Raw genomic sequence first — 20,229 nt, 5'->3', positions numbered from 1 at the left:
TTTTGTTTTACCCACAGGTAAACGGAATTAACTAAGCGTCGATCGGATCCTCGGTTTCCTCTTTTGGTGAATCCTCGTTGGCTCTCTGTGGCAGACTGTCTCTATGACTAATCAGACACCTAACTCCGATGTGGTTAACCTCGCTTCTTCTGAGGACGAGGCTCAAGACAACTTCACTCCCGTAACGACCGAAGAAGGTAAGCTACAACAGCTTATTGAATGGCTCGAAGAACACGTCTCGGCCTATTCCTACTTGAGCGAGGTTGTGCCCTTGGGTGCCTCTGAGGAAGACATTAAGAAGGCTCGTGCTTCAGTCAATGACCGCGGCGCTCGTATGCCAGACGCCATCATTCACGGTTCAATGATGGTCCTGGGGGCGGCCGTCAACCATTCCTCGCCATACCTTGCGTATGCCGACGGCAAAGTAGAGGTGACGGATACGACGGTGGGGGATAGTCCTAGCGTTCCGGTGCGGGTTTTTGTCCCACAGGATCCAACCGGGTCTGTGGTAGTTGCCGCACACGGCGGCGCTTTCTGGATGGGCGACGGCAGTCTGCGTGAGAATTCCTTCGGCCCAAATATGGCTGCCCTGGCAGCCCGATCGGGCGCAATTGTTGTGGACGTGGATTACCGGCTCGCACCAGAGAATAAGGTATCTGAGGCCGTCTATGACATTGCGCGGGTAGTCGCATCTGTCGCAGATGATTCGTTGCAGCTTCAAAAATTGGGTGCAATGCCCATCAGTGATCAGAACCCGTTAGTTCTTTATGGTGTCTCTTCAGGCGGCCACAACGTTGTTTCCGCGGTAGACCAGATTAGTCAAGACACTCCGGTTGCTCTGTTGCTCGTTGCCCCGGCTCTAGACCTGCGTGGTGCTCCTGCGGTGTGGTTGCAGGCATTCTTCGGCACCTCTGATGATTCGGCAAAGGAAGTGTCACCGGGATTGCATGAGCCGTCGCGAAGCATGCGTGTCCACGTTCAGGCGGCCTCCCGCGATACTGTTGTTCGGCCAGCTACCGAGTACCTGAAGAAGGTCGAGGAGGCAGGTGGAGACGCCACTCAGGCGGTATTCTTGGCGACTCACCAGATTGCGGTTCCAAAGGTTCAGCGAGAGCAGATTACGGACGCGGCGCGGTTCATTCTAGAGGCCACTCACACGGAACGTGAGCTGCCAGAGGACCCGGCAGGTGAATACGATAAGGAAGCGATTGACCGGCAGAACGAAGAGTCCTGGGGTAAGAGCTAGTCAACCCGTTTCAGTTCCTAATGGCGCTCTCGCTGTGCATGTGAGCACCGCGGAGGGGAGCGCTGCTAAGGGAAATCGGGGGCGGGGCTAGAACAGCTCAGTGCCAAAAGGTCGGGGCTAACAGCCCCCGACTAGTGCAGCGGCAGGAGATTGCGCTTCGTTGCGTGTACCTCTTCCACCCGGTCGATGTTGCGTTCGAGCACATTCCAATCGTTGACCGGAATATTGCGCTGGGCTTGGGCAATGACTGACTTGTCTGGAGTGGACCACGCGAGCGGCACTGGGGTGATCTCGTCGTAGAACTCGGTGCGGCTCTTGTGCGTACCGGCCACAGCAACAGCTGGCACCTTCGCGCCCACACGGCGGGGAACCCCGGAAATCGTGGTGACAGTTCGTGTAGCCAGGGCCGGGACGGGCTCGCCATCGGAGGGGTCTTTACGCATGTCCACCAAGGTCATCAGCACCATGGTTCGCTCATCCACACGCGCAATCATGGCCGGAACCAGCGGGGATTCGTCGTAAAGCTCTTGCGGATCCTTAATTGCGCGTCGCACCTGGAAGGTAACGCCGACGTAGAGAGCTGCGAGGGCGAAAAGCATAACCGCGCTGCCGATAACAAACGGCGTGCGGTCGAAAACTATTAGAACCAGCACAGCGCCGACGAGCAGCAGAGCAGAGAAAATGCCGGAGGAGATGAGCAGTCGGCGGGCATCGCGGTAGTACTCGTTGTTGGCGTTGGTGTGCTCGCGGTTGACGGGGAAGTGAAAGTTCATGGCAGTCCTTTAGTTATCCAGTTTTCTAGGATTCCGAGCTAGCGGTGGAATCACCGGGCAGGGAGGGCCCGAGGTACTCGTCTGCGTCGACGATTCGGTAGGCGTAGCCCTGTTCCGCCAGGAAACGCTGGCGGTGAGCTGCGTATTCGGTATCGAGCGTATCGCGAGTCACCACCGAGTAAAAGACGGCGCCACCACCATCGGACTTCGGGCGCAGGAGACGCCCCAGGCGCTGTGCCTCCTCCTGTCGGGAACCGAAGGTGCCGGAGATTTGCACGGCGACAGAGGCTTCGGGAAGGTCGATGGAAAAGTTCGCAACCTTGGAGACCACCAGCGTGTTGATCTCGCCGCGCCGGAACTTCCCAAAGAGCTCCTCGCGTTTGGCGTTGGACGTCTTTCCTTCGATGACGTCGACGCCGAGCTCTTCGCCGATCTCTTCGAGCTGATCCAGGTAGGCACCAATCACCAGAGCGGGTTCGCCCTCGTGTCGGGCAAGGATTTGCTTGACGACGGGAATCTTCGTCGGCGTCGTTGCGGCCAGACGATACCTGTCGGAGGCCTCAGCCGTGGCGTAGAGCATGCGCTCGGACTCGGTCGGGGTCACGCGGACCTCAACGCAGTCAGCCGGTGCGATCCAGCCCTGGGCTTCGATGTCCTTCCACGGGGCATCGTAGCGCTTCGGGCCAATCAGGCTGAAGACATCGCCCTCGCGGCCATCTTCGCGCACCAGGGTAGCGGTGAGCCCCAGTCGACGGCGCGACTGCAGATCCGCACTCATTCGGAACACAGGAGCGGGCAGGAGGTGGACCTCGTCATAGATGATGAGGCCCCAGTCGCGGGAATCGAATAGCTCGAGTGCGCGGTATTCTCCCTTAGTCTTGCGCGTGACCACTTGGTAGGTCGCAATGGTGACGGGGCGAATTTCCTTCTTTTCGCCGGAGTACTCGCCGATTTCGTCCTCGGTCAGCGAGGTGCGTCGCAGCAGCTCGTCGCGCCACTGCCTGCCGGCGACGGTGTTGGTGACCAGAATCAAAGTGGTGCGCTGCGCGTCTACCATGGCCGCCGCACCGACGATTGTCTTGCCTGCGCCACAGGGCAGCACCACGACGCCGGAGCCACCTTCGCGGAAGGAATCAGCCGCCATGCGCTGGTAGTCGCGCAGTTCCCAGGTGTCGTGGCCTCCGGTGCCCTGATCCTGCCAAGCGATGGCGTGTGCCTCACCGTCGATGTATCCGGCGGTGTCATTGGCCGGCCAGCCGACCTTCAGCAGCTCCTGTTTGATACGGCCTCGCTCGGAGGGGTGCACGGTCCAGGTGTCGGCATCGATTTGCTCACCGAGCATCGGACGTATCTTTTTGTGCTTGGTCACCTCGGCCAGTACCGCAGGGTCGTGTGAGACCAGAATAAGGCCGTGAGCTGGATGCTTGGTCAGGCTCAGGCGACCATAGCGGTCCATGGTCTCCGCGACGTCGATAAGCAGCGGCTGTGGGACGGGGAACTTGGAGAAGCGCTCGAGGACATCGACCACCTGCTCCGCGTCGTGACCGGCGGCGCGAGCATTCCACAGCGCCAGCGGGGTGATGCGGTAGGTGTGCACATGTTCAGGAGCACGTTCGAGCTCCGCGAACGGTGCCAGCGCCGCGCGTGCCGCATCCGCCTCCGGATTATCGACCTCCAGCAGCACCGTCTTATCCGATTGGACGATCAGCGGCCCCGTACCGAAACCCATTATTTCCTCGCCTCGCAGACATTCGACCAAAAATAAGCTAAAGGTCAATTCTGCCACGATTACGCAGAAGATGCGTCACGGGCTCGAATCATCCCGAACCGCCACATTCGCTTCTGCATCGCTTTACGACGGTCCGCGCGCCCGCCGCCTAGTCGACAGGATGTACTTCGGTAATGCGATGCAGCAGGAAGCGCAGCACTTGACTGGTGGCCGGGTCGATAGCATCGACCTGCCCACCGGAGACGGTGACTGGGCGCACGCGCTTGCGGCCGGGTTTGCCGTTGCGGTCAACGTAGCTCAAATACAGGTCGTCGCCATGGCGAGCCGCGCGCTGCAGAAGCTTGAACGCTTCGGTGCCGGAGGCGTAGTCGCTCGTGCCATTGGTGCTAGTGCTGGCACCGGCAGCTGTCCCCGTACCTGTCGCCGAATCTGCAGCCGAGCCAGAGACCCCAGCAGTGCTGCCACTGGCCGTAGCGCCACTGGAACTACCGGCGTGCTCAGCAGCACGGTTGCCATCGGCAATAGCCGTCAACGCCTGGCTGATGCGTTCCGGTTCGGGCATCGTTGTACGCGCAGCGGGCACCGGAGCCGGCGCCTCAATGCGGCAGGGAGCGCGACCGAGATCCAGCACCAAACCCTCTGCATCTTCGGCGATGATGGAAAAGCCCGCATTTCTAGCGGTCTCAATCACCTGGGCAAGCGGGGCCTGGCTAATTAGCACCGTTTCGGCAATCTTCCGCAACGCCAGGCTTTGTCCAGCCTGGTGACTCTGGAATGAGGCCAGCAGGGCCGGATCGTCACAGCGGATAAACGAAGCTGCGGGGCCACCGCGGAGACGACCGTGGCGGCGGGCGACGTCGTCAAGCAAATAGGCAATGGACTGCGGCACCTCGCCGACGGCGTAGCGCGAAAGAAACTCCGAGATATCGGCGGCATTGATGCCGGCGTCGAGGGCATCGCGAAGGCTGTCTTCGGTCACGCGGTAGACGCTGGCGAGGCCGGGAGATTCCAGCTGCGCAATCGAACTGAGCATGCGTTCCATCTCCGGGGATGCGGGGCCCGGTACGACGATGGTGTTGTCCGCCTGAACCATCAGGTACGAGGCGTTCGGCGGCAAGAGGTTGTTACAGGCGGCACGCAGATCGTCGAAGGCCTCGGCGGTACCGGATTCGATGAGCGCGACCATGGCTTTGCCGACCTCGCTAAGGCCGACGGAAATCGTTTCCACGCCCGGGTCCCGCACGACGATGCCGAGGGCGACCAGCTCGTCGACCACGCCACTGAGCGTCTCGTCTGTGCACCTCGCGTTGGTGATTGGGTAGTAGTAGGCGGCGGATTCACGCAGGTCAGTCAGAGCAATGACGTCGTTGTCGCTTGCCGACGACGCCACCTGCGCACAGCAGGCCAGCACCATTTCCCGGATTGACGGTACCCCGGAGAGCCGAGCTTGTGGGGAGAGCAGAGCAATGCGCTTGCCTTCCTCATTGAGCTGGTCGACCCGCCAGGGAGCTGCGTCGCTAGTGCGAGTGCCGACCGTCAAACTCACCCACCGGTCAACCAGATCGGCGTCGAGAAAGCCGTCGGCTGCCAGCGTGGGGGCGAAATAGTCACCACCGGTGTCATGCAGTGGCACCGGATGCGGAGTGCCGACATGAACCAGGCCCGCTGCACTGAGATTAGCCACGCCGCGAGCCAGCTCCGAGATGTCGACGCCGAGCTCCTCGATGAGATTGCGGGTTTCCCGCACTCCGATGACACCGTTTTTCAAGGTCGGCGCGGGGTCGGTTCCCAGCAAGTCCAGCAGGTCAGTCGCCTGTCGCAAAGTTTCCCAGGCAGTGGCGGCAGCACGGTCGTTACCGCTGGCGATCACCTGGGTAGCGGGGGTTTCGGGGCGCAGGGGGACGTCGTCGTCGGCAAGCCCGACTCCACGCATAAGCGCGCGAACGGTGGCGGGCAGGCGGACGGTGCCCTCGTCGATGCGTTCGAGCAGGCCGGCGTTGATGAGCGCTGGGACCGGCAGTGAAGGGTCGGCATCCGGATGAGCGTCCTTTGTGACGCCGAGCCCTCCGGAGTTGGCGAGAGTATCCAGGAGACGCTGCTGCCTGTCTGTGACCTCGGTGAGTGCCGTGCGTAGCTGGCTGCGGCTGGGGCCATCGGGATTGGGCAGAAGATACCAGCCAGGTGGCAACGAGGTGGCGACCTCATCGCTGAGGCAGAAGTAGTCCTGCCAGGGCAGAGGCTTCTTGCGGGTGGACTTGCCGGTGAAGGTGCCGCGGGGGCCGGGACCGTTGCCCCAGATGAGTCCGTATTCGCGCAGGGTATCGAGGCTTGTCCGAATATGCGTGGCCGTGGGCCGTTGATTGGCGGGAACCTCTGCTCGAGAGAGTAAGTCGAGAATGTAGTCGATGAGGGCGTCCGCAGTGACGGGGTCGGCGTCAGCACCGAGGTCGGCGGCGGCCTCAATGCAGGCGAGCTCCAGTGCGGGCAGTCTGGTCAGCGCGCGGGAGACAGAAGCGCGGAGCTGGAGCCTTGCCGCTAGCACCTGGGAAGACTTCGGCGGTGGCGACAGCGCATCGGGGCGATTGCTGAGGATAGTGCCCACAAATTGGTCTGGTTGACCTGCCAGCCAGTCGGAAAAGAGTGCAAAGGGGGTGGTGCTAGTCATGACAATCCCCACTTTAGTGAGATTTAAGGAGGGGAGAAGGTGACTGGGGAGAAAATTTTTGGGATAATCTCAGCATGGCTAACGTTGCAAAGAAATCCTATGTCGATCCCGGCTGGCCGAAGGACCTCGAGCCTGGTCAGCACGCTGTTACTGAACTGATTGCTCACCACGCTGGTGCAGATTCGCCTTTCGGCGACATTGAGTTCCCGGTTGATCCGGAGACTCTGGGTTACGTGCACCCGACCACGGTGATTAACAAGTAATCTTTTAGGTTCTTAGCAGAGCTACATCTGCTGGAGGCCCGCAGCCGTGACTGCTAGTTCAGTCATGGCTGCGGGTTTTCACATCAGTGGCCTCGGGGCGGGGGCTTGAGTAGGGGCGCTTGAAGTGGGGCTGGACCTTATTCAAGCCCGTTTCCGGTCAATCCACCGGAATGGCCCCCATGGATGCGAGCTGCAAATGTGAAACTGTGTAAGTTTATGACACTTTCAAGCCATTTTTCGGGCCATTTTTGTCATAAACGCAGTCACTAACTCGCGTTGGCACGCCGTCGCCAGCCATAAACGCAAGCAGTAACTCACGCAGGCACTAATTCACATTGGGTCGGCACCGCCAACCTGCGGAAGGCAAAAAGTAGCCCCGAGGGGGATTACCCTCGGGGCTACTGTGATGAGCTGGCTAGCTCGAAAGTCTTAAATCAGACCCTGCAGCTTCGACAGGTCGAACGGAATGGCTGCGACCAGTTCCTGCGGGAGCTCAACCTCGCCGGTCAGTGCACGGAACTCAGCGATGAGTGCCTGAGCGTCGGACAGGCTGTCGACGTTGGACAGGCGGTCAGCGAACTGCTGAACCAGGTCAGTCTTGGAGTCGGAAGCAGCAGCTGCCGGAGCGGCCTGTGCGCGAACAGGAGCGGAGCCCTGGCTCGGGTGCGGACGATCGGTCGGGCCGGAGGAGAGACCCAGGCTTGCGGAGCAAGCCGGCCATGCGCCCCAACCCTGCTGAGCCAGGACCTTCTCAGCAACGTAAATCTGCTGCTCGCGGGAAGCCTGATCAGCGGTCGAAGCGAACTCGTTACCACCGAAAGCGTTCCAGGTGCTTGCGGAGAACTGCAGGCCGCCGTAGTAGCCGTTTCCGGTGTTGATGTGCCAGTTGCCACCGGACTCACACTGTGCCAGGCGGTCCCAGTCGGAGTCCGGAGCTGCAGAAGCGGTCGGTGCGAAGATAGCGGCACCGGCACCGAGGATTGCGCCGGTCAGTGCAACCTTTGCCGAAGTGGAAGCGAAGGTGTTGGTCTTAGCTGCGTGGCGAGCCATATGAAAATTTCCTTTTCGTCGATTTTCTTTGTGGCGCCAGTGGGGCTAATGCAACCCCATCTCACTCTTATGGAAAGTTCTTCACGTTATTGATAACGGGCCGATGTCATCGCACTGGAGTGAGATGAAGGCGATCTATGCGACTTCGTCCGTTAAACGCGTCGATTGCACACCGTAGCGGTTGATAACGAAATAGTCACGCGAATCGCCGGATTCTTAATTTTGAGCGCAGGTGGGAAATATGCATAAAAGTAGGTGAAACTGCAGGTAAGAGACGTGACTGTTATTGGTGATGTGTAAGTTAAAACTTCAAAATGTGATAAAGCTCACGTTATCGTCTTGTTATTTTTCCTGTTTTGGCGCGTCTCCGGTACTTGAAAAGAGGCCATAAGAGATAGTCATAAAGAACCAACGCTGGCAGTTAGTTGCCGTCTCGGTGCGTCAATCCGCGAGCGTGCTCGCTTCACTCAAATCCGTCTTCCCTTTATGTCTCCATCTATGGGTATAATTGAGTTCTTTAGGTAATCGGAGGTGACGTGCACATGCACGCCGCTACCGCTGCCGCCACTTCGCACTAGTAAGCAGTAATAAATAATGTGTTCCCCGTTGGAGTGCGTCCTGTTTTGGTCGCACCTTAATTAAAGGAACACCATTAAGACAGCGCCCGGCCCGGCATATCCTCGCGATCCTGTCTGGCCAGGCTCGCCGCGAGCGAGCCTCTAACTCTGGCCGTTTGTGCGTGCGAGGACGGTGGCAAATGCGGAAGAATTGCATCTCCGATCCGAAGACCCCGAAGGGCAGTCACCGCTGCACAAGGGGGAACGAGGTTGAGTGCCCCCAGTCACAGGGCACGGGAAGGTTAGGTGGAAAGTGCCCATCGGTAAGGTCAGGTGGTACGACAAGGATCGCGGTTTTGGCTTCGTTTCGAATCCGGACGGTGAAGATGTCTACATCGGCAAGAACGTGCTGCCGAAAGGTGTGGAAGAACTCGTAACTGGTCAGCGCCTGGAGTACGACTACGCTGACGGCCGCCCAGGCCCGCAGGCTCTCCGGATCAAGGTGCTCGACGAGGGACCGCGCGGTGCCCGTCACCGCCGTGGCGGGGCAGGTGGGGGCGCAGGAGCCCGTCGTCAAGCAAAGAAGCACAGCCCCAGCGATCTCAACGGCATGATTTCGGACATGATTTCCATGCTGGAGTCGACGGTGCAGCGTGACCTGCGCGCCGGGCGTTACCCGGAGCGTAAGGACGGCCACCAGATGGCTGAAGTCCTGCGTGCGGTCGCGCGCGAGCTGGACTCGTAAGTCGGTAGAAGATGTGAAAAACGCCCGCTCACGAAGGTGGATAACCTCAGTGAGCGGGCGTTTTGCTGTGCTTTACGACGGTTCGTTGACGATCGACCAAGTAATACCGTAGGTGGTCTCTTCACCCTCGGAGTTCTTTCCGATGAGCGCGGTGGAAACCTCCACGACCCCGAGTGGGGTGCGTTTGCCGGCAACAGCTGCGGAGCCGGCGATGGTCTCGGTCGTGGCTTCGCCCGGATCCTTGCGAGAGGTGGAGTTGACCGCATCGTCGGAGAAGAAACGCTGCAGAGTCCAAGAGTTAGAGCCAACAGTGGAGCCGACGTTAACCTCAGCTGTCTCCTGCTCGCCCAGAGAAATCTTGGCGGCGTTGGCCTCAGTCGTGGTGCAGGCATTCTTCTCAAAGAGGTCGCAGACACGGTAGGGAAGAACCTCTGTGGTTTCGCCGTCCTGAATGACTTCGATGGACAGCGCGTGAGGGTCGTCGATTGCCTGGTTGGTCCACTTATTGACAGCAAGGACAATGCCGGTGACGACAAGACCCACCACGACAATAGCGCCGACAACCATGAACGCCTTACTATTCTGTTGCCAGCGGCGCCTACTCGATCCCATCAACTCTCACTTCCCGACATTCGTAACGGAATTGAAGCTACGTTCAGTCACACTAGCCGTTTTCGGGCCAGATACTGCTATTCACTCACGGTAACACGGTAGGCCGTGGGCCATTTCTTCCCTGTGAGCAGGAACTGGCGGGGGCCATTGGGGGAGGTAGAGGAAGAATCCGGCATTAGAGCAATGCCGTTGAGCACATCAATACTGTTTTGCTCTGCCGGGGAGAGCTGCGTGTACAGGTCGCGGAAGAGTTCGGTGGCATCGACGATGCCTGTGACCTTTCCGTCTTCCGGGTTGATGCGGTAGATGAATGGACTCTGCCAGACGTTGGCCCAAATCTCGCGGTGCGATTGCGGGGAGTTTGGTCCGTCCGCGTTGCTCTGGTTGTTTGAATCGCTCGTGTCCGCTGGTGCTTCGTCCGGCACTTCGTCCGGAGCTGCGTCGCCGTCGACAGTGACGCACTCGAGTTCGTTGAGCCACGTTGTCTCTGTACCTGCTGCAGTGACGGGCAGTTGACGCTGGGAAGAGAGGTCATCGGGGGCGCGGAAAGTGAGGGTGCCACTGCCGTCGGAGGTCACGATGGTGTCCTCGAAGGAGCACGCGCCCCAGCCCTCGGTGTCGAAGGGAACCTCGCGACGCTGCTTGAGAGTAGCCGCGTCGCGTTCAATGGCGCGTCCTTCCTTCCACGTCAGCTGCCACACGGTATCTCCATGACGGGTAATCCCCTCGCCGAAGAGTTCAGGCTGTAAATCTTCCACGTTGGTCGGCTCGGCTGCAGAGTTGTCGAGCCACTGCGGTAATCGGTAAATCTGGGACTCGCCGTAGAGGCCGGTGCCCATCAACAAAGAGCCATCGGGTTCGAACTCAAGGCCCTGGACAAAAGGCGCAGCGACGTTCTTCTCCGTGGGAAGTGGTGGAGCCGAGACAGGATAGGACTGCTCGATGGCCAGTTTCAGTGTCGGAACGTCACCGAGCCCCGGCACCTTATCGGCACCGACCAGTTCGGAGGGATTAACCGATGCTGAAGTCGACCTTGGGGCGGTGCCGGAGTTCGAGCCGGCACTAGCTCTACTAGTAGTGGCCTCGCCTGAGTGATTGCCACCTGAACCAGTTTCAGCCGCACAACCGGCCAATAGGGCGGCAGTTGCCACGGAGAGGATGGCAGCTCGGGCCGTCGTAAAGCGTGATGAGTGGAAGGTGCGGGCGGGTTTTGCGTCGCCCGACGGGAATCTGTCCATAGCTTCACTCTAGGATAGGAAACGTGACTGAAAATCGACGACGTTCCCGAAACAGCCGCCGACGGGGGAAGGTGATGAATCACCAGGCGGTCGACACTGCCCGTACCGCGATTGAAGAGCTCGGGGAGGGGCCTGCCGGCGCGCACACCGGTGTAAGTGTCGTAGGCGAGGGCGTTGCGGTGCATCGTTTTGCGGCTGACCTGCCCGGATACAGGGGCTGGGAGTGGCATGTGGTGGTCGCGTGCGCGCCGGGCACTCAACAGGCGACGGTCAGTGAAGTGGCTCTTGTCCCTGGCGAAACCGCGCTGCAGGCGCCTGAATGGGTGCCCTACGAGGAGCGGCTGCGCCCCGGTGACCTCGGTCCGCGCGATTTGTTGCCGGCTGCAGTGGGAGATGAGCGACTCGACGGCGATGACTTGCAGACCCGCACCTTGTCGGCGCGTGGTGTGGAAGACACCGAGCAGCGTTGGGAAGAGGGCGATACCGGCCCCGAGAGTGACTTTGCTCGGGAAGCATTGCACCGCTGCCGAACCTGCGCCTTTATGGTCCCGCTGACCGGTCCGCTCGGTAAGAACTGGGGCGTGTGCGTTAACGAATGGACATTCGATGCCACGGCCGTAAGCTTTGACCACGGCTGCGGTGCTCACTCAGCTATCCCGGAAGTAACGGGGCAGGGTGCACCGGTGGCGGAACCCTACCAGGATTCCCACCTGTAGCTTTCCACCTAGGCAAACGCGATGACGAAGAAGGTGCAGTTTCGACGCCACCGTGGCCCCAGAGACTGCACCGTTACGGTTTTCGGCACAAAAATTCCGCTCTGACACGGATAAACACGTGACACGGATAGTAAAGAGACTCTAGAGAGGCATAAAAAATGGACAAAGGTACGTCCACCTCTGCAACATCCTCAGATGAGGCGAAGGACTCCAAGCCTGCACGGAAGGGGAGCCATCTTTCGGCAGTGGACCGCTATTTTCACATCACGGAGCGCGGTTCGACGACCGTGACCGAGATTCGCGGTGGCGTAGTGACCTTCTTCGCGATGGCCTACATCATTCTGCTCAACCCGCTGATCCTCGGCAATATCGAGGATGTCAACGGCAATAGCCTGGGGATACCACAGGTCGCCGCTGTCACCGCGCTCGCCGCGGGTGTCATGACCATTACTTTTGGTCTCTTTGCCAAGTACCCCTTCGGCATTGCGACGGGCCTGGGCATCAACACCCTGGTTGCCGTGACATTCGTTGCTAACGAGGGGCTGGCCTGGGAAGAAGCGATGGGCCTGGTCGTGCTGGACGGCGTGATTATCGTGCTGCTGGCGCTGACCGGATTCCGCACAGCTGTCTTCCACGCGATTCCGTCCGATATGAAGGCCGCGATGAGTGTGGGTATCGGCCTATTCATTGCCATGATTGGTCTGGTCGACGGTGGCCTGGTTCGCCGTATTCCCGATGCCGCTGACACGACTGTTCCGGTGCAGCTCGGCATCAATGGTCAGATTGCCTCGTGGCCGACCGCCGTGTTCGTCCTCGGGCTGATTATCTGCGGCATCATGGTTGTCCGCAATATTCCAGGTGGCCTGTTCATCGGCATCGTGCTGAATACCATCATTGCGCTCGCAGTCGAGGCCTTGACGGATGCGGGCCCCTCCTTCGCTGATGGCAAGCCAGTGCCGACCGGTTGGAATCTTGCGGTACCGACTCTGCCGGACCGCGTAGGCGGCATGCCGGACTTGTCCCTCGTTGGAGCTGTGGATCTTTTCGGATCCTTTGCCCGCGTCGGTGCCCTCAGCGCCACCATGCTGCTGTTTACCTTGGTCCTGGCGAACTTCTTCGATGCCATGGGCACGATGACTGGTCTGGGCAAGCAGGCCGCACTTGTCGATGAAGACGGTGTGCTGCCGGACATGAAGCGCGCACTGGTTGTCGAAGGCACCGGTGCCATTGTCGGTGGTGCAGTCAGCTCCTCGTCGAACACCGTCTTTGTGGACTCCGCAGCGGGCATCGCCGATGGTGCACGCACTGGCCTTGCCAACATTGTCACCGGCATCCTCTTTCTGGCAGCGATGTTTTTCACCCCGCTCTATGAAATCGTGCCCATCGAGGCTGCCGCGCCAGTGCTGGTCATCGTCGGTGCCATGATGATCGGGCAGATTACCGAGATTGATTTCACCCGTTTCGACATCGCACTGCCGGCATTTTTGACTATTGTCACCATGCCGTTTACCTACTCGATTGCAAATGGTATCGGCATCGGTTTCATCACCTTTGCTGCGATGGCTATCTTCTCGGGTCGTGCCAAGTCCGTACATCCGCTGATGTGGATTGTCTCCGGCCTGTTCATCATCTACTTCGCCGCCGATCCGTTCACCGCTCTGCTGGGCGGCTAAAGAGTTTCCATGAGTACCAACGCATCCCTCGAACGCTTTGCGCCCATCGTCGTCGACGATCCCGCCGACAGCCGTCTCGATGACATCCGCAACCTCAACAAGTCCGATTCCCGCCCCGATTTGCCCGGTGGGAAGGGGCTGGTCATCGCCGAAGGCACGCTCATTGTGCCGCGGTTAGTGCGCTCACGCTTTCCGCTCCGCGCAGTCTTTGGTACTCGCCAGAAGCTCGCATCGCTTGCCGACGGACTGACCGCGAGCGAGGCCGCTATTGCGGAAACGGTGCCCTGGTTTGAACTCGACCGCGAGGTTCTGGCCGCAGCGGCCGGATTTGATCTTCACCGCGGCCTTCTGGCCACCGCTGACCGCGCGCCGGAGCTATCGGTGGACCAAGTTCTGAGCGGAGCCACCACCTTGGCCGTGATGGAGGGAGTCGGTGACCACGAGAACATCGGAGCCCTGTTCCGTAACGCGGCGGGCATGGGCGTGGATGGGGTCGTCTTCGGCGCGGCCTGCGCCGATCCGCTGTATCGCCGCAGCGTGCGCGTTTCCATGGGGCATGTGCTGACAGTCCCATTTGCGACTCTGCCCGGTACTACGACCACCTGGCAGCGAAGCCTGGACCAGCTCAAAGAGCAGGGCTTCCGCGTGGTGTCGATGACCCCTGCGGGCACGGTGGACCTGTGGGATGCCATGGACACGGACAAGGTCGCGATTCTCGTTGGCGCTGAGGGGCAGGGGCTTACCGAGCACGCGATGGCAGCCACCGATGTGCGTGCTCGCATTCCCATGTCACCGGGAACTGACAGCCTGAATGTGGCTACCTCCGCGGCGATCGCGTTCTACGAGCGACTGCGCGTTCAGTCGCAGCGCGCAGGGCGGTAGAAACTATTTCCCGAACTTGCCTCGCGCCCGCTGCCAGGTGCGGCCAGCGAAGTTCTTGGCCTTAGCCCCAAAGCGACTGAGCTCCTCCAGAAAGTCTCGGTTCGGCTCTGCGTTGTGAACTTCGTAGTCGTCGTAGGCGCGGTCAAGCTCTGCGCCAGACTCGGACGAACCCGGCTCACCCATTAGCCCGCGTGGACTACGAGACGTCGAATACGAAGCCCCGGGAGCCGCACGACGGCCATCCACCGCAAAACCACTAACAGGGATATCGGTAGCGGGCGAATGCGGGTCGAATCCGAGCCAGTCGGTGATGACGGCGTCGGCAAGCTCTGCCGGAACGAACGGCAAACCGACCCCCTCGCGTGGACGTGAACCCGTACCTTCGAAAGCATCGGGCAGCGGGCGGTGCTTGCCCGCCCAGAAGCTGCCCTCTGCGGGGCAGGGAAGACCGATGTCTTCCAGTGTGCGGTAGCGAGTAGCGGAGAAAGCACGCTTGAGCTCACCATCGTGCCAATGCGCAAAGGCACCGAAGCCCGTGGATTTATTCGACACACTCGCGTAGACGTCCGTGGCGGCAATCTCCTGGCGCAGACGAGGCGACAGCTTGGACAGCTGCGAGACATCATCGAGAACCGTCTGCAGTACGGCAACGCCCTCAAATCCACCGATGTAGTATTCACCGTCACCGGTTTCCGCCGAGCGGTTGAGCGGGAAATCACCAATCGGTGTTACCGGCAACGTCGAGTCATAGAGAGCTAGGAAACGACGCCCGAAACCGCGGTCATGCTGAACACCTGTCTCCAGGGTCGCAGCAGGGTCATTGGTGCTGATAAACCAAATCGTGACTACACCGCGGCGAATCGCGGAGAATTCGAAATCAGAAGCGTTGCCACTGTTCATGGAGCTCATTGTCGAGGGAAACTCCTACTTCTTCGGGCCGTTCGGACGTACGCCGAGTAGCACATCCTCCCACGACGGCATGACAGTCTTCTTCTTGCGCTTCGGCTGCTCCGCGTCCGGGTGCTGCAAGAACTCCGCCTCGTCAACATCGTCGTCGACGTCGCTTTGCGACGGAACATCCTGCTCCCCGTGGCCTCGCTGCGGCTCCGCCGAAGACTGCCATGCGGCTGGCATCTCAGAGGTATCCGCGGTATCAGCAGCTCGATTGGCCTGCGGAGCCAAGTCTCGGTTGCGGCGGGCAAAGTCGGGGTCAATCAGCTCTGCTGCCAGCTCATTGCGAGCAATGGTGAGTGCGGAAAGTCCCTCCGCCTGGTAACTCCACTCAGCTACGTTGGTGGTGTGGCCGACATTCCAAGTAACCGTCACAATCCACTGTCCACTCGGGTCGCGGTAGGCATCCCACGAGGCATCGGCGAGTTCCTGGCCACGAGCGGCAAAAGCGGTGGCGAGAATCTCCCACAGGGACAACTTGGCCGGGCCATCAATGCGACGTGGCTTCGACTGCTTGCCGAGCTCCGCAATACGTGCGCGCTCTGCAAGCACCGGGTAGGCGAAGGACTCAATCTTGCGCGGCTGCATGCCGCTGTACTCAATGAGCTCCTCCACCGTCTGACCGCTGCGAATGCGGTCCTGAATTTCGCGCGGCGACAAAACTACGCGAGGCTCTTCCAGAACAGGCTTCGGCGCCGTTGGAGTCTTCTTCGGTGCCCCGCCTGCCGTAGCGGAGTTGCCGGCCGCCTCGCTGCCTTCGGCCGCGTCGCCGCTTGCGGTGGTGGCTTCCGCTGTGCTGCCACTAGTGGAACTTCCGTCGGTGGAGCCCCTCTCTGCGGTAGCACTCTCCCCAGAGCTACCGCTGGCAGTGGCGGTGGCGGCGCTGGATCCGTCGGCAAGCGATGCGGAATCAGCTGCAGCAGGGGAACCGGCGGCATCGGCGAGCTCGAAGTGCTCGACCAGGAAAGTGCGCAGGTTCTCGTCGAGAGGCAGCGTGAAGCGAAGTCCCTCCTGCCGTTCCTGCTCGGTGATATCGGCGGGAACGAGAATCAGTGAATCGGTCACATCGCCGTCCAGAACGGGCTTCAGCTCCCTCATGCGAGAACCTCCTTGTTGGTCGACGTTATAAGTAATGCTCACTAATCATGGTAAACGACAAAACTCCCGCGTCACGGACAAATGGGGCAATGCCCTTGCGCGTGGCGCGGGAGTTATGCGGCTGAGGCCGGTATTTGGCTGTTACTTTGCAGCGTAGCCGTTGTCCAGAACCCAGTCGATAGCGCCAGTCAGACGACGGATGTCCTCCGGGTCGATGGCCGGGAACATACCGATGCGCAGCTGGTTGCGGCCCAGCTTGCGGTACGGCTCGATGTCGAGGATGCCGTTGGCGCGCAGAACCTTGGCAATCTGTGCGGCGTCGATGTTGTCCTCGAAGTCGATGGTGCCGACGACCAGCGAGCGCTTTGCAGCATCGGTGACGAACGGAGTTGCCTCCGCGCGGTTCTCAGCCCAGTTGTAGAGGTGGGAGGAGGACTCGGTGGTGCGGGCAACCATGCCGTCGAGGCCGCCGTTGGCGTTCATCCACTTGACCTGATCAGCCAGCATCAGCAAAGTGCCGACGGCCGGGGTGTTGTAGGTCTGGTTCTTGCGGGAGTTATCAACGGCAGTCTGCAGGTTCAGGAAAGCCGGGATGAAGCGGTCGGAAGAATTGATCTTCTCAATACGATCGATGGCAGCCGGGGACATTGCAGCCAACCAGATGCCGCCGTCAGAAGCGAAGCACTTCTGCGGGGAGAAGTAGTAGACGTCAGCCTGGGACATGTCGACCGGGAGGCCGCCGGCACCGGAGGTGGCATCGATAGCCACGAGCTGGCCCTCGGAGCCTGCCGGGCGGGTGACCGGAACCATGGTGCCGGTGGAGGTCTCGTTGTGAGCCCAACCAATAAGGTCAACGCCCTCTTCGCCAGCGACAACCTCAGGTGCGGAACCCGGCTCTGCTTCGATGATCTGCGGAGCGTCGAGCCACGGAGCCATCTTGGAGGCCTTGGCAAACTTGGAGGAGAACTCACCGTAAGTCAGGTGAGCGGACTTCTTCTCGATGAGCCCAAAGGTGGCAGCATCCCAGAAAGCGGTTGCGCCGCCGAGGGACAGGACAATCTCGTAGCCGTCCGGAAGCTGGAAGAGCTCAGCCAGACCCTCGCGAACCTCACCAACAACGTTCTTCACTGCCGGCTGACGGTGGGAGGTACCCATGATAGAGGTACCGCCGTCAACGATTGCCTGAATCTGTGCCGGGCGAACCTTCGACGGACCGCAACCAAAGCGGCCGTCGCCGGGCTGGAACTCTTCAGGGAGGACTGGGAATTGATCGCTCATATGAGGCGCAACCTTTCAAAGTGCATTCAAAGTGAAGCTTGATATACAGCCGTTGTCTTCAAACTCTAGCGGTAATCGGGGGTACTTATAGCAAAAGGGTGGGGTTCAATTGCCCCCGCTTCCGTACTTTGCATAACAAAACAGGGTGGATTGGCGTATTTGCAAAGTTTGCGAAGAATTTTTTCCAGTTTTGTTGGTGCTGAAAACTTGGCGGTGTGGGGCCTCGGGCGGGCGGCGAGGGGTGAATTATTGTGGATTTAGTCGATGTGTTTTCGGGCGTCGGCTCAATGACTTTTGAACTTTTAAAGACATTGGCTGTTGAATGGGCTCCTGACCTCCTGATTAGTAAATGAGCAGTGACAACGTAATAAACCCGTTTTTTCCATTTGCATTTCGGGGTGAAGAAGGGTCAAGATTGGGTAAGCCCAGGCTGCCCGAATGGGGTAGAGGGTGTTGCACTGCTCACACTCTTTGATATTGTGTGTTCTAATCCACTGCAGGTGTCGGTTCTTTATGGTTACGACACGGTCGATGTGAACTAAGCAAACTTTTTTCACTGGGCAAGATGCAATGGAACGCAAATGTCGCGCATAATTGAATCATTGAAAACAATGCGACCCCGAAGGGGTGGCGTGGAGTTGGGAGGCAGCATGCTGTTTTCCGCTGTGCCTGCTTCCCCCGCACTCTGGAGTCGTTAAGAAGAATTTTTCTGTGAAAGGGAAGTTGTGGCTACTAAAGACGGCAAGGCTGTACTCCACTACCCGGGCGGCGAGTTCGAGATGGACATCGTCAAGGCAACCGAGGGTAACGACGGTATTGCACTGGGCAAGATGCTCCAGGAAACTGGACTGACCACCTTTGACCCGGGCTACACCGCCACCGGTTCTACCGAGTCCAAGATCACTTACATCGACGGCGGTAACGGCATCCTGCGCTACCGCGGTTACCCGATTGAGCAGCTGGCTGAGAAGGCTACCTTCAACGAGGTTTCCTACCTGCTGATTCACGGCCACCTTCCGTCTGAGGAAGAGCTTGCGCAGTTCAACCACGACATTCGTCACCACACCCTGCTGGACGAGGACTTCCGTCGCGCATTCAGCATCTTCCCGCGTGGCGCACACCCGATGCAGACCCTGGCTTCCTCGGTCAACATTCTGGCTTCCTACTACCAGGACGAGCTGGATCCGCTGAACGAAGAGCAGCGCAACCTGGCTGCGGTTCGCCTGATGGCTAAGGTCCCGATGCTGGCTGCATACGCTTACCGCGCATCCAAGGGCGAGCCGTACATGTACCCGGACAACAACCTGAACGCTCGCGAGAACTTCCTGCGCATGATGTTCGGTTACCCGACCGCTGACTACGAGGTTGACCCGGTAGTGGTTGACGCTCTGGACAAGCTGCTCATCCTGCACGCTGACCACGAGCAGAACTGCTCCACCTCCACCGTCCGCATGGTCGCTTCCTCCGGCGCTTCCATGTTCGTCTCCATCGCTGCTGGTATCAACGCTCTGTCTGGCCCGCTGCACGGTGGCGCTAACCAGGCTGTTCTGGAGATGCTTGAGGACATCCAGCAGAACCACGGTGGCGACGCAACCGAGTTCATGAACCGCGTGAAGAACAAGGAGCCGGGCGTCCGCCTGATGGGCTTCGGTCACCGCGTCTACAAGTCCTACGACCCGCGTGCAGCTATCGCTAAGAAGACCGCCCACGAGGTGCTCCAGCACCTCGGCGGCGACGAGCTGCTGGATCTGGCTATGAAGCTGGAAGAGATTGCACTGGCTGATGACTACTTCGTCTCCCGCAAGCTCTACCCGAACGTTGACTTCTACACCGGTCTGATTTACCGCGCCATGGGCTTCCCGACGGACTTCTTCACCGTCCTGTTCGCCATCGGCCGCCTCCCGGGCTGGATCGCTCAGTTCAACGAGCAGGTCACTGACCCGGCATCGAAGATCAACCGCCCTCGCCAGATTTACACCGGCGAGACCGAGCGTGACTTCGTTCCGCGCGACCAGCGCTAAGGTTTCTAGCGATTACTGCGTAGGGGGTTCCTCGCAGGTAACTCAGCATAGAAAAGTCCAGCGTTGAAAACGCGAAAAGGCGCGTACTAGCCTTCGAAAGGTTGGTACGCGCCTTTTATTTTTCCTAGAATTCTAAGAAACCCCATTTAAGTTGGGTCCATTTACGTTGGGCTGAATACCAACTGTGAAAAAGCCAACTGTGATAGGAGATTGTCTTGTCCAAGCCAGAACTCACTGCTAAGTCCGGTCCGGCTCCGACGGAACTCGTCATCAACGACCTCACTGTCGGTGACGGCAAGGAGGCCACCCCGGGTGCTCGTGTCGAGGTCCACTACGTGGGTGTTGACTACGAAACCGGTGAAGAGTTCGACTCTTCCTGGAACCGTGGCCAGTCCATCGAGTTCCCGCTGAACGGCCTGATTGCCGGTTGGCAGGAAGGCATTCCGGGCATGAAGGTCGGCGGTCGTCGCGAGCTGATTTGCCCGCCGGAGAAAGCTTACGGCCCGGCTGGTGCAGGACACTTCCTGTCTGGTAAGACCCTGGTCTTCGTCATCGACCTGTTGGACGTTAAGTAAAAGTCCGCATGCTAGCTCTGTTGGTCGGCTGAGCTTCGCTTCGCGGTTCCTGCCCATCCCTCCGTCGGCGGTTTGCAGGATTTCCGGCGAAGAAAGTGACTGCGTTTATGACACTTCAGGCGTGGTAGGTTCAGGCGGTGAATGCATCACCACTTTC

The 20,229-nt window shown here is 59.7% G+C and carries 17 protein-coding genes; 8 read left to right on the top strand and 9 right to left on the bottom strand.

Translation table 11 applies throughout. The features are described 5' to 3' along the window. The first annotated feature begins 103 nt into the window (after positions 1 to 103). On the top strand, positions 104 to 1,246 hold the full coding sequence (locus tag HMPREF3053_RS07600; protein ID WP_069359667.1) for an alpha/beta hydrolase: 1,143 nt from the start codon (positions 104 to 106) through the stop codon (positions 1,244 to 1,246). A gap of 131 nt (positions 1,247 to 1,377) precedes the next feature. Here the strand turns inward: HMPREF3053_RS07600 and HMPREF3053_RS07595 are convergent, their stop codons facing one another. The 3 genes from HMPREF3053_RS07595 to HMPREF3053_RS07585 form a co-directional block, all read right to left on the bottom strand. Further along, complete coding sequence (locus HMPREF3053_RS07595) at positions 1,378 to 2,019, bottom strand: DUF3239 domain-containing protein (RefSeq protein WP_069359666.1); 642 nt, start codon at positions 2,017 to 2,019, stop codon at positions 1,378 to 1,380. 25 nt (positions 2,020 to 2,044) lie between these two features. Beyond that, a complete protein-coding gene (locus HMPREF3053_RS07590; RefSeq protein WP_016423319.1) occupies positions 2,045 to 3,748 on the bottom strand; it encodes a DNA repair helicase XPB in 1,704 nt (567 codons plus the stop codon). Between the two features lie 148 nt (positions 3,749 to 3,896). Further along, a complete protein-coding gene (locus tag HMPREF3053_RS07585; RefSeq protein ID WP_070767517.1) occupies positions 3,897 to 6,413 on the bottom strand; it encodes a helicase-associated domain-containing protein in 2,517 nt (838 codons plus the stop codon). A 74-nt stretch (positions 6,414 to 6,487) separates the two neighbouring features. On the opposite strand from HMPREF3053_RS07585, the gene HMPREF3053_RS07580 reads away from it, so the two are divergent. Continuing rightward, complete coding sequence (locus HMPREF3053_RS07580; protein WP_016423317.1) at positions 6,488 to 6,676, top strand: hypothetical protein; 189 nt, start codon at positions 6,488 to 6,490, stop codon at positions 6,674 to 6,676. Positions 6,677 to 7,105: 429 nt separating this feature from the next. Here HMPREF3053_RS07580 and HMPREF3053_RS07575 read toward each other — a convergent pair whose 3' ends face one another. Next, complete coding sequence (locus HMPREF3053_RS07575; protein ID WP_016423316.1) at positions 7,106 to 7,726, bottom strand: transglycosylase family protein; 621 nt, start codon at positions 7,724 to 7,726, stop codon at positions 7,106 to 7,108. Between the two features lie 870 nt (positions 7,727 to 8,596). Here HMPREF3053_RS07575 and HMPREF3053_RS07570 point away from each other — a divergent pair. Continuing rightward, a complete protein-coding gene (locus HMPREF3053_RS07570) occupies positions 8,597 to 9,028 on the top strand; it encodes a cold-shock protein (RefSeq protein ID WP_005511873.1) in 432 nt (143 codons plus the stop codon). Between the two features lie 72 nt (positions 9,029 to 9,100). On the opposite strand, the gene HMPREF3053_RS07565 is transcribed toward HMPREF3053_RS07570, so the two are convergent. Then, on the bottom strand, positions 9,101 to 9,595 hold the full coding sequence (locus tag HMPREF3053_RS07565; protein WP_016423315.1) for a DUF2771 family protein: 495 nt from the start codon (positions 9,593 to 9,595) through the stop codon (positions 9,101 to 9,103). A gap of 122 nt (positions 9,596 to 9,717) precedes the next feature. Then, entirely contained in the window at positions 9,718 to 10,878 is a 1,161-nt protein-coding gene (locus HMPREF3053_RS07560) for a glutaminyl-peptide cyclotransferase (protein WP_070767516.1), read from the bottom strand. Between the two features lie 23 nt (positions 10,879 to 10,901). Between HMPREF3053_RS07560 and HMPREF3053_RS07555 the strand changes: the two genes are divergently transcribed. The 3 genes from HMPREF3053_RS07555 (at position 10,902) to HMPREF3053_RS07545 (ending at position 14,149) form a co-directional block, all read left to right on the top strand. Further along, on the top strand, positions 10,902 to 11,594 hold the full coding sequence (locus HMPREF3053_RS07555; RefSeq protein ID WP_224433761.1) for a DUF3027 domain-containing protein: 693 nt from the start codon (positions 10,902 to 10,904) through the stop codon (positions 11,592 to 11,594). Between the two features lie 158 nt (positions 11,595 to 11,752). Continuing rightward, entirely contained in the window at positions 11,753 to 13,267 is a 1,515-nt protein-coding gene (locus HMPREF3053_RS07550) for an NCS2 family permease (RefSeq protein ID WP_016423312.1), read from the top strand. Positions 13,268 to 13,276: 9 nt separating this feature from the next. Beyond that, positions 13,277 to 14,149, top strand: a complete 873-nt coding sequence (locus HMPREF3053_RS07545) for a TrmH family RNA methyltransferase (RefSeq protein WP_069359664.1) — start codon at positions 13,277 to 13,279, stop codon at positions 14,147 to 14,149. Positions 14,150 to 14,152: 3 nt separating this feature from the next. Here HMPREF3053_RS07545 and HMPREF3053_RS07540 read toward each other — a convergent pair whose 3' ends face one another. The 3 genes from HMPREF3053_RS07540 to serC form a co-directional block, all read right to left on the bottom strand. Beyond that, positions 14,153 to 15,058, bottom strand: coding sequence for a DUF6928 family protein (locus HMPREF3053_RS07540; RefSeq protein ID WP_070595312.1), 906 nt, complete (start codon positions 15,056 to 15,058; stop codon positions 14,153 to 14,155). Positions 15,059 to 15,073: 15 nt separating this feature from the next. Beyond that, entirely contained in the window at positions 15,074 to 16,198 is a 1,125-nt protein-coding gene (sepH, locus tag HMPREF3053_RS07535) for a septation protein SepH (RefSeq protein WP_083295721.1), read from the bottom strand. Positions 16,199 to 16,339: 141 nt separating this feature from the next. Further along, positions 16,340 to 17,476: a phosphoserine transaminase gene (serC, locus tag HMPREF3053_RS07530; RefSeq protein WP_070429964.1), complete on the bottom strand. Its 1,137-nt coding sequence runs from the start codon at positions 17,474 to 17,476 to the stop codon at positions 16,340 to 16,342. 725 nt (positions 17,477 to 18,201) lie between these two features. Here serC and HMPREF3053_RS07525 point away from each other — a divergent pair. Together HMPREF3053_RS07525 and HMPREF3053_RS07520 are read left to right on the top strand one after the other, a co-directional pair. After that, positions 18,202 to 19,497: a citrate synthase gene (locus HMPREF3053_RS07525; protein ID WP_016423307.1), complete on the top strand. Its 1,296-nt coding sequence runs from the start codon at positions 18,202 to 18,204 to the stop codon at positions 19,495 to 19,497. A gap of 215 nt (positions 19,498 to 19,712) precedes the next feature. Continuing rightward, a complete protein-coding gene (locus HMPREF3053_RS07520) occupies positions 19,713 to 20,072 on the top strand; it encodes an FKBP-type peptidyl-prolyl cis-trans isomerase (RefSeq protein WP_005511805.1) in 360 nt (119 codons plus the stop codon). The last annotated feature ends 157 nt before the right edge of the window (positions 20,073 to 20,229 follow it).

It is taken from the genome of Corynebacterium sp. HMSC064E07 (assembly GCF_001815745.1).
Classification (GTDB): Bacteria; Actinomycetota; Actinomycetes; order Mycobacteriales; family Mycobacteriaceae; genus Corynebacterium; species Corynebacterium jeikeium_D.
The sequence above is the reverse complement of the archived record's forward strand: the minus strand, read 5'-3'. Positions and strand labels throughout refer to the sequence as shown.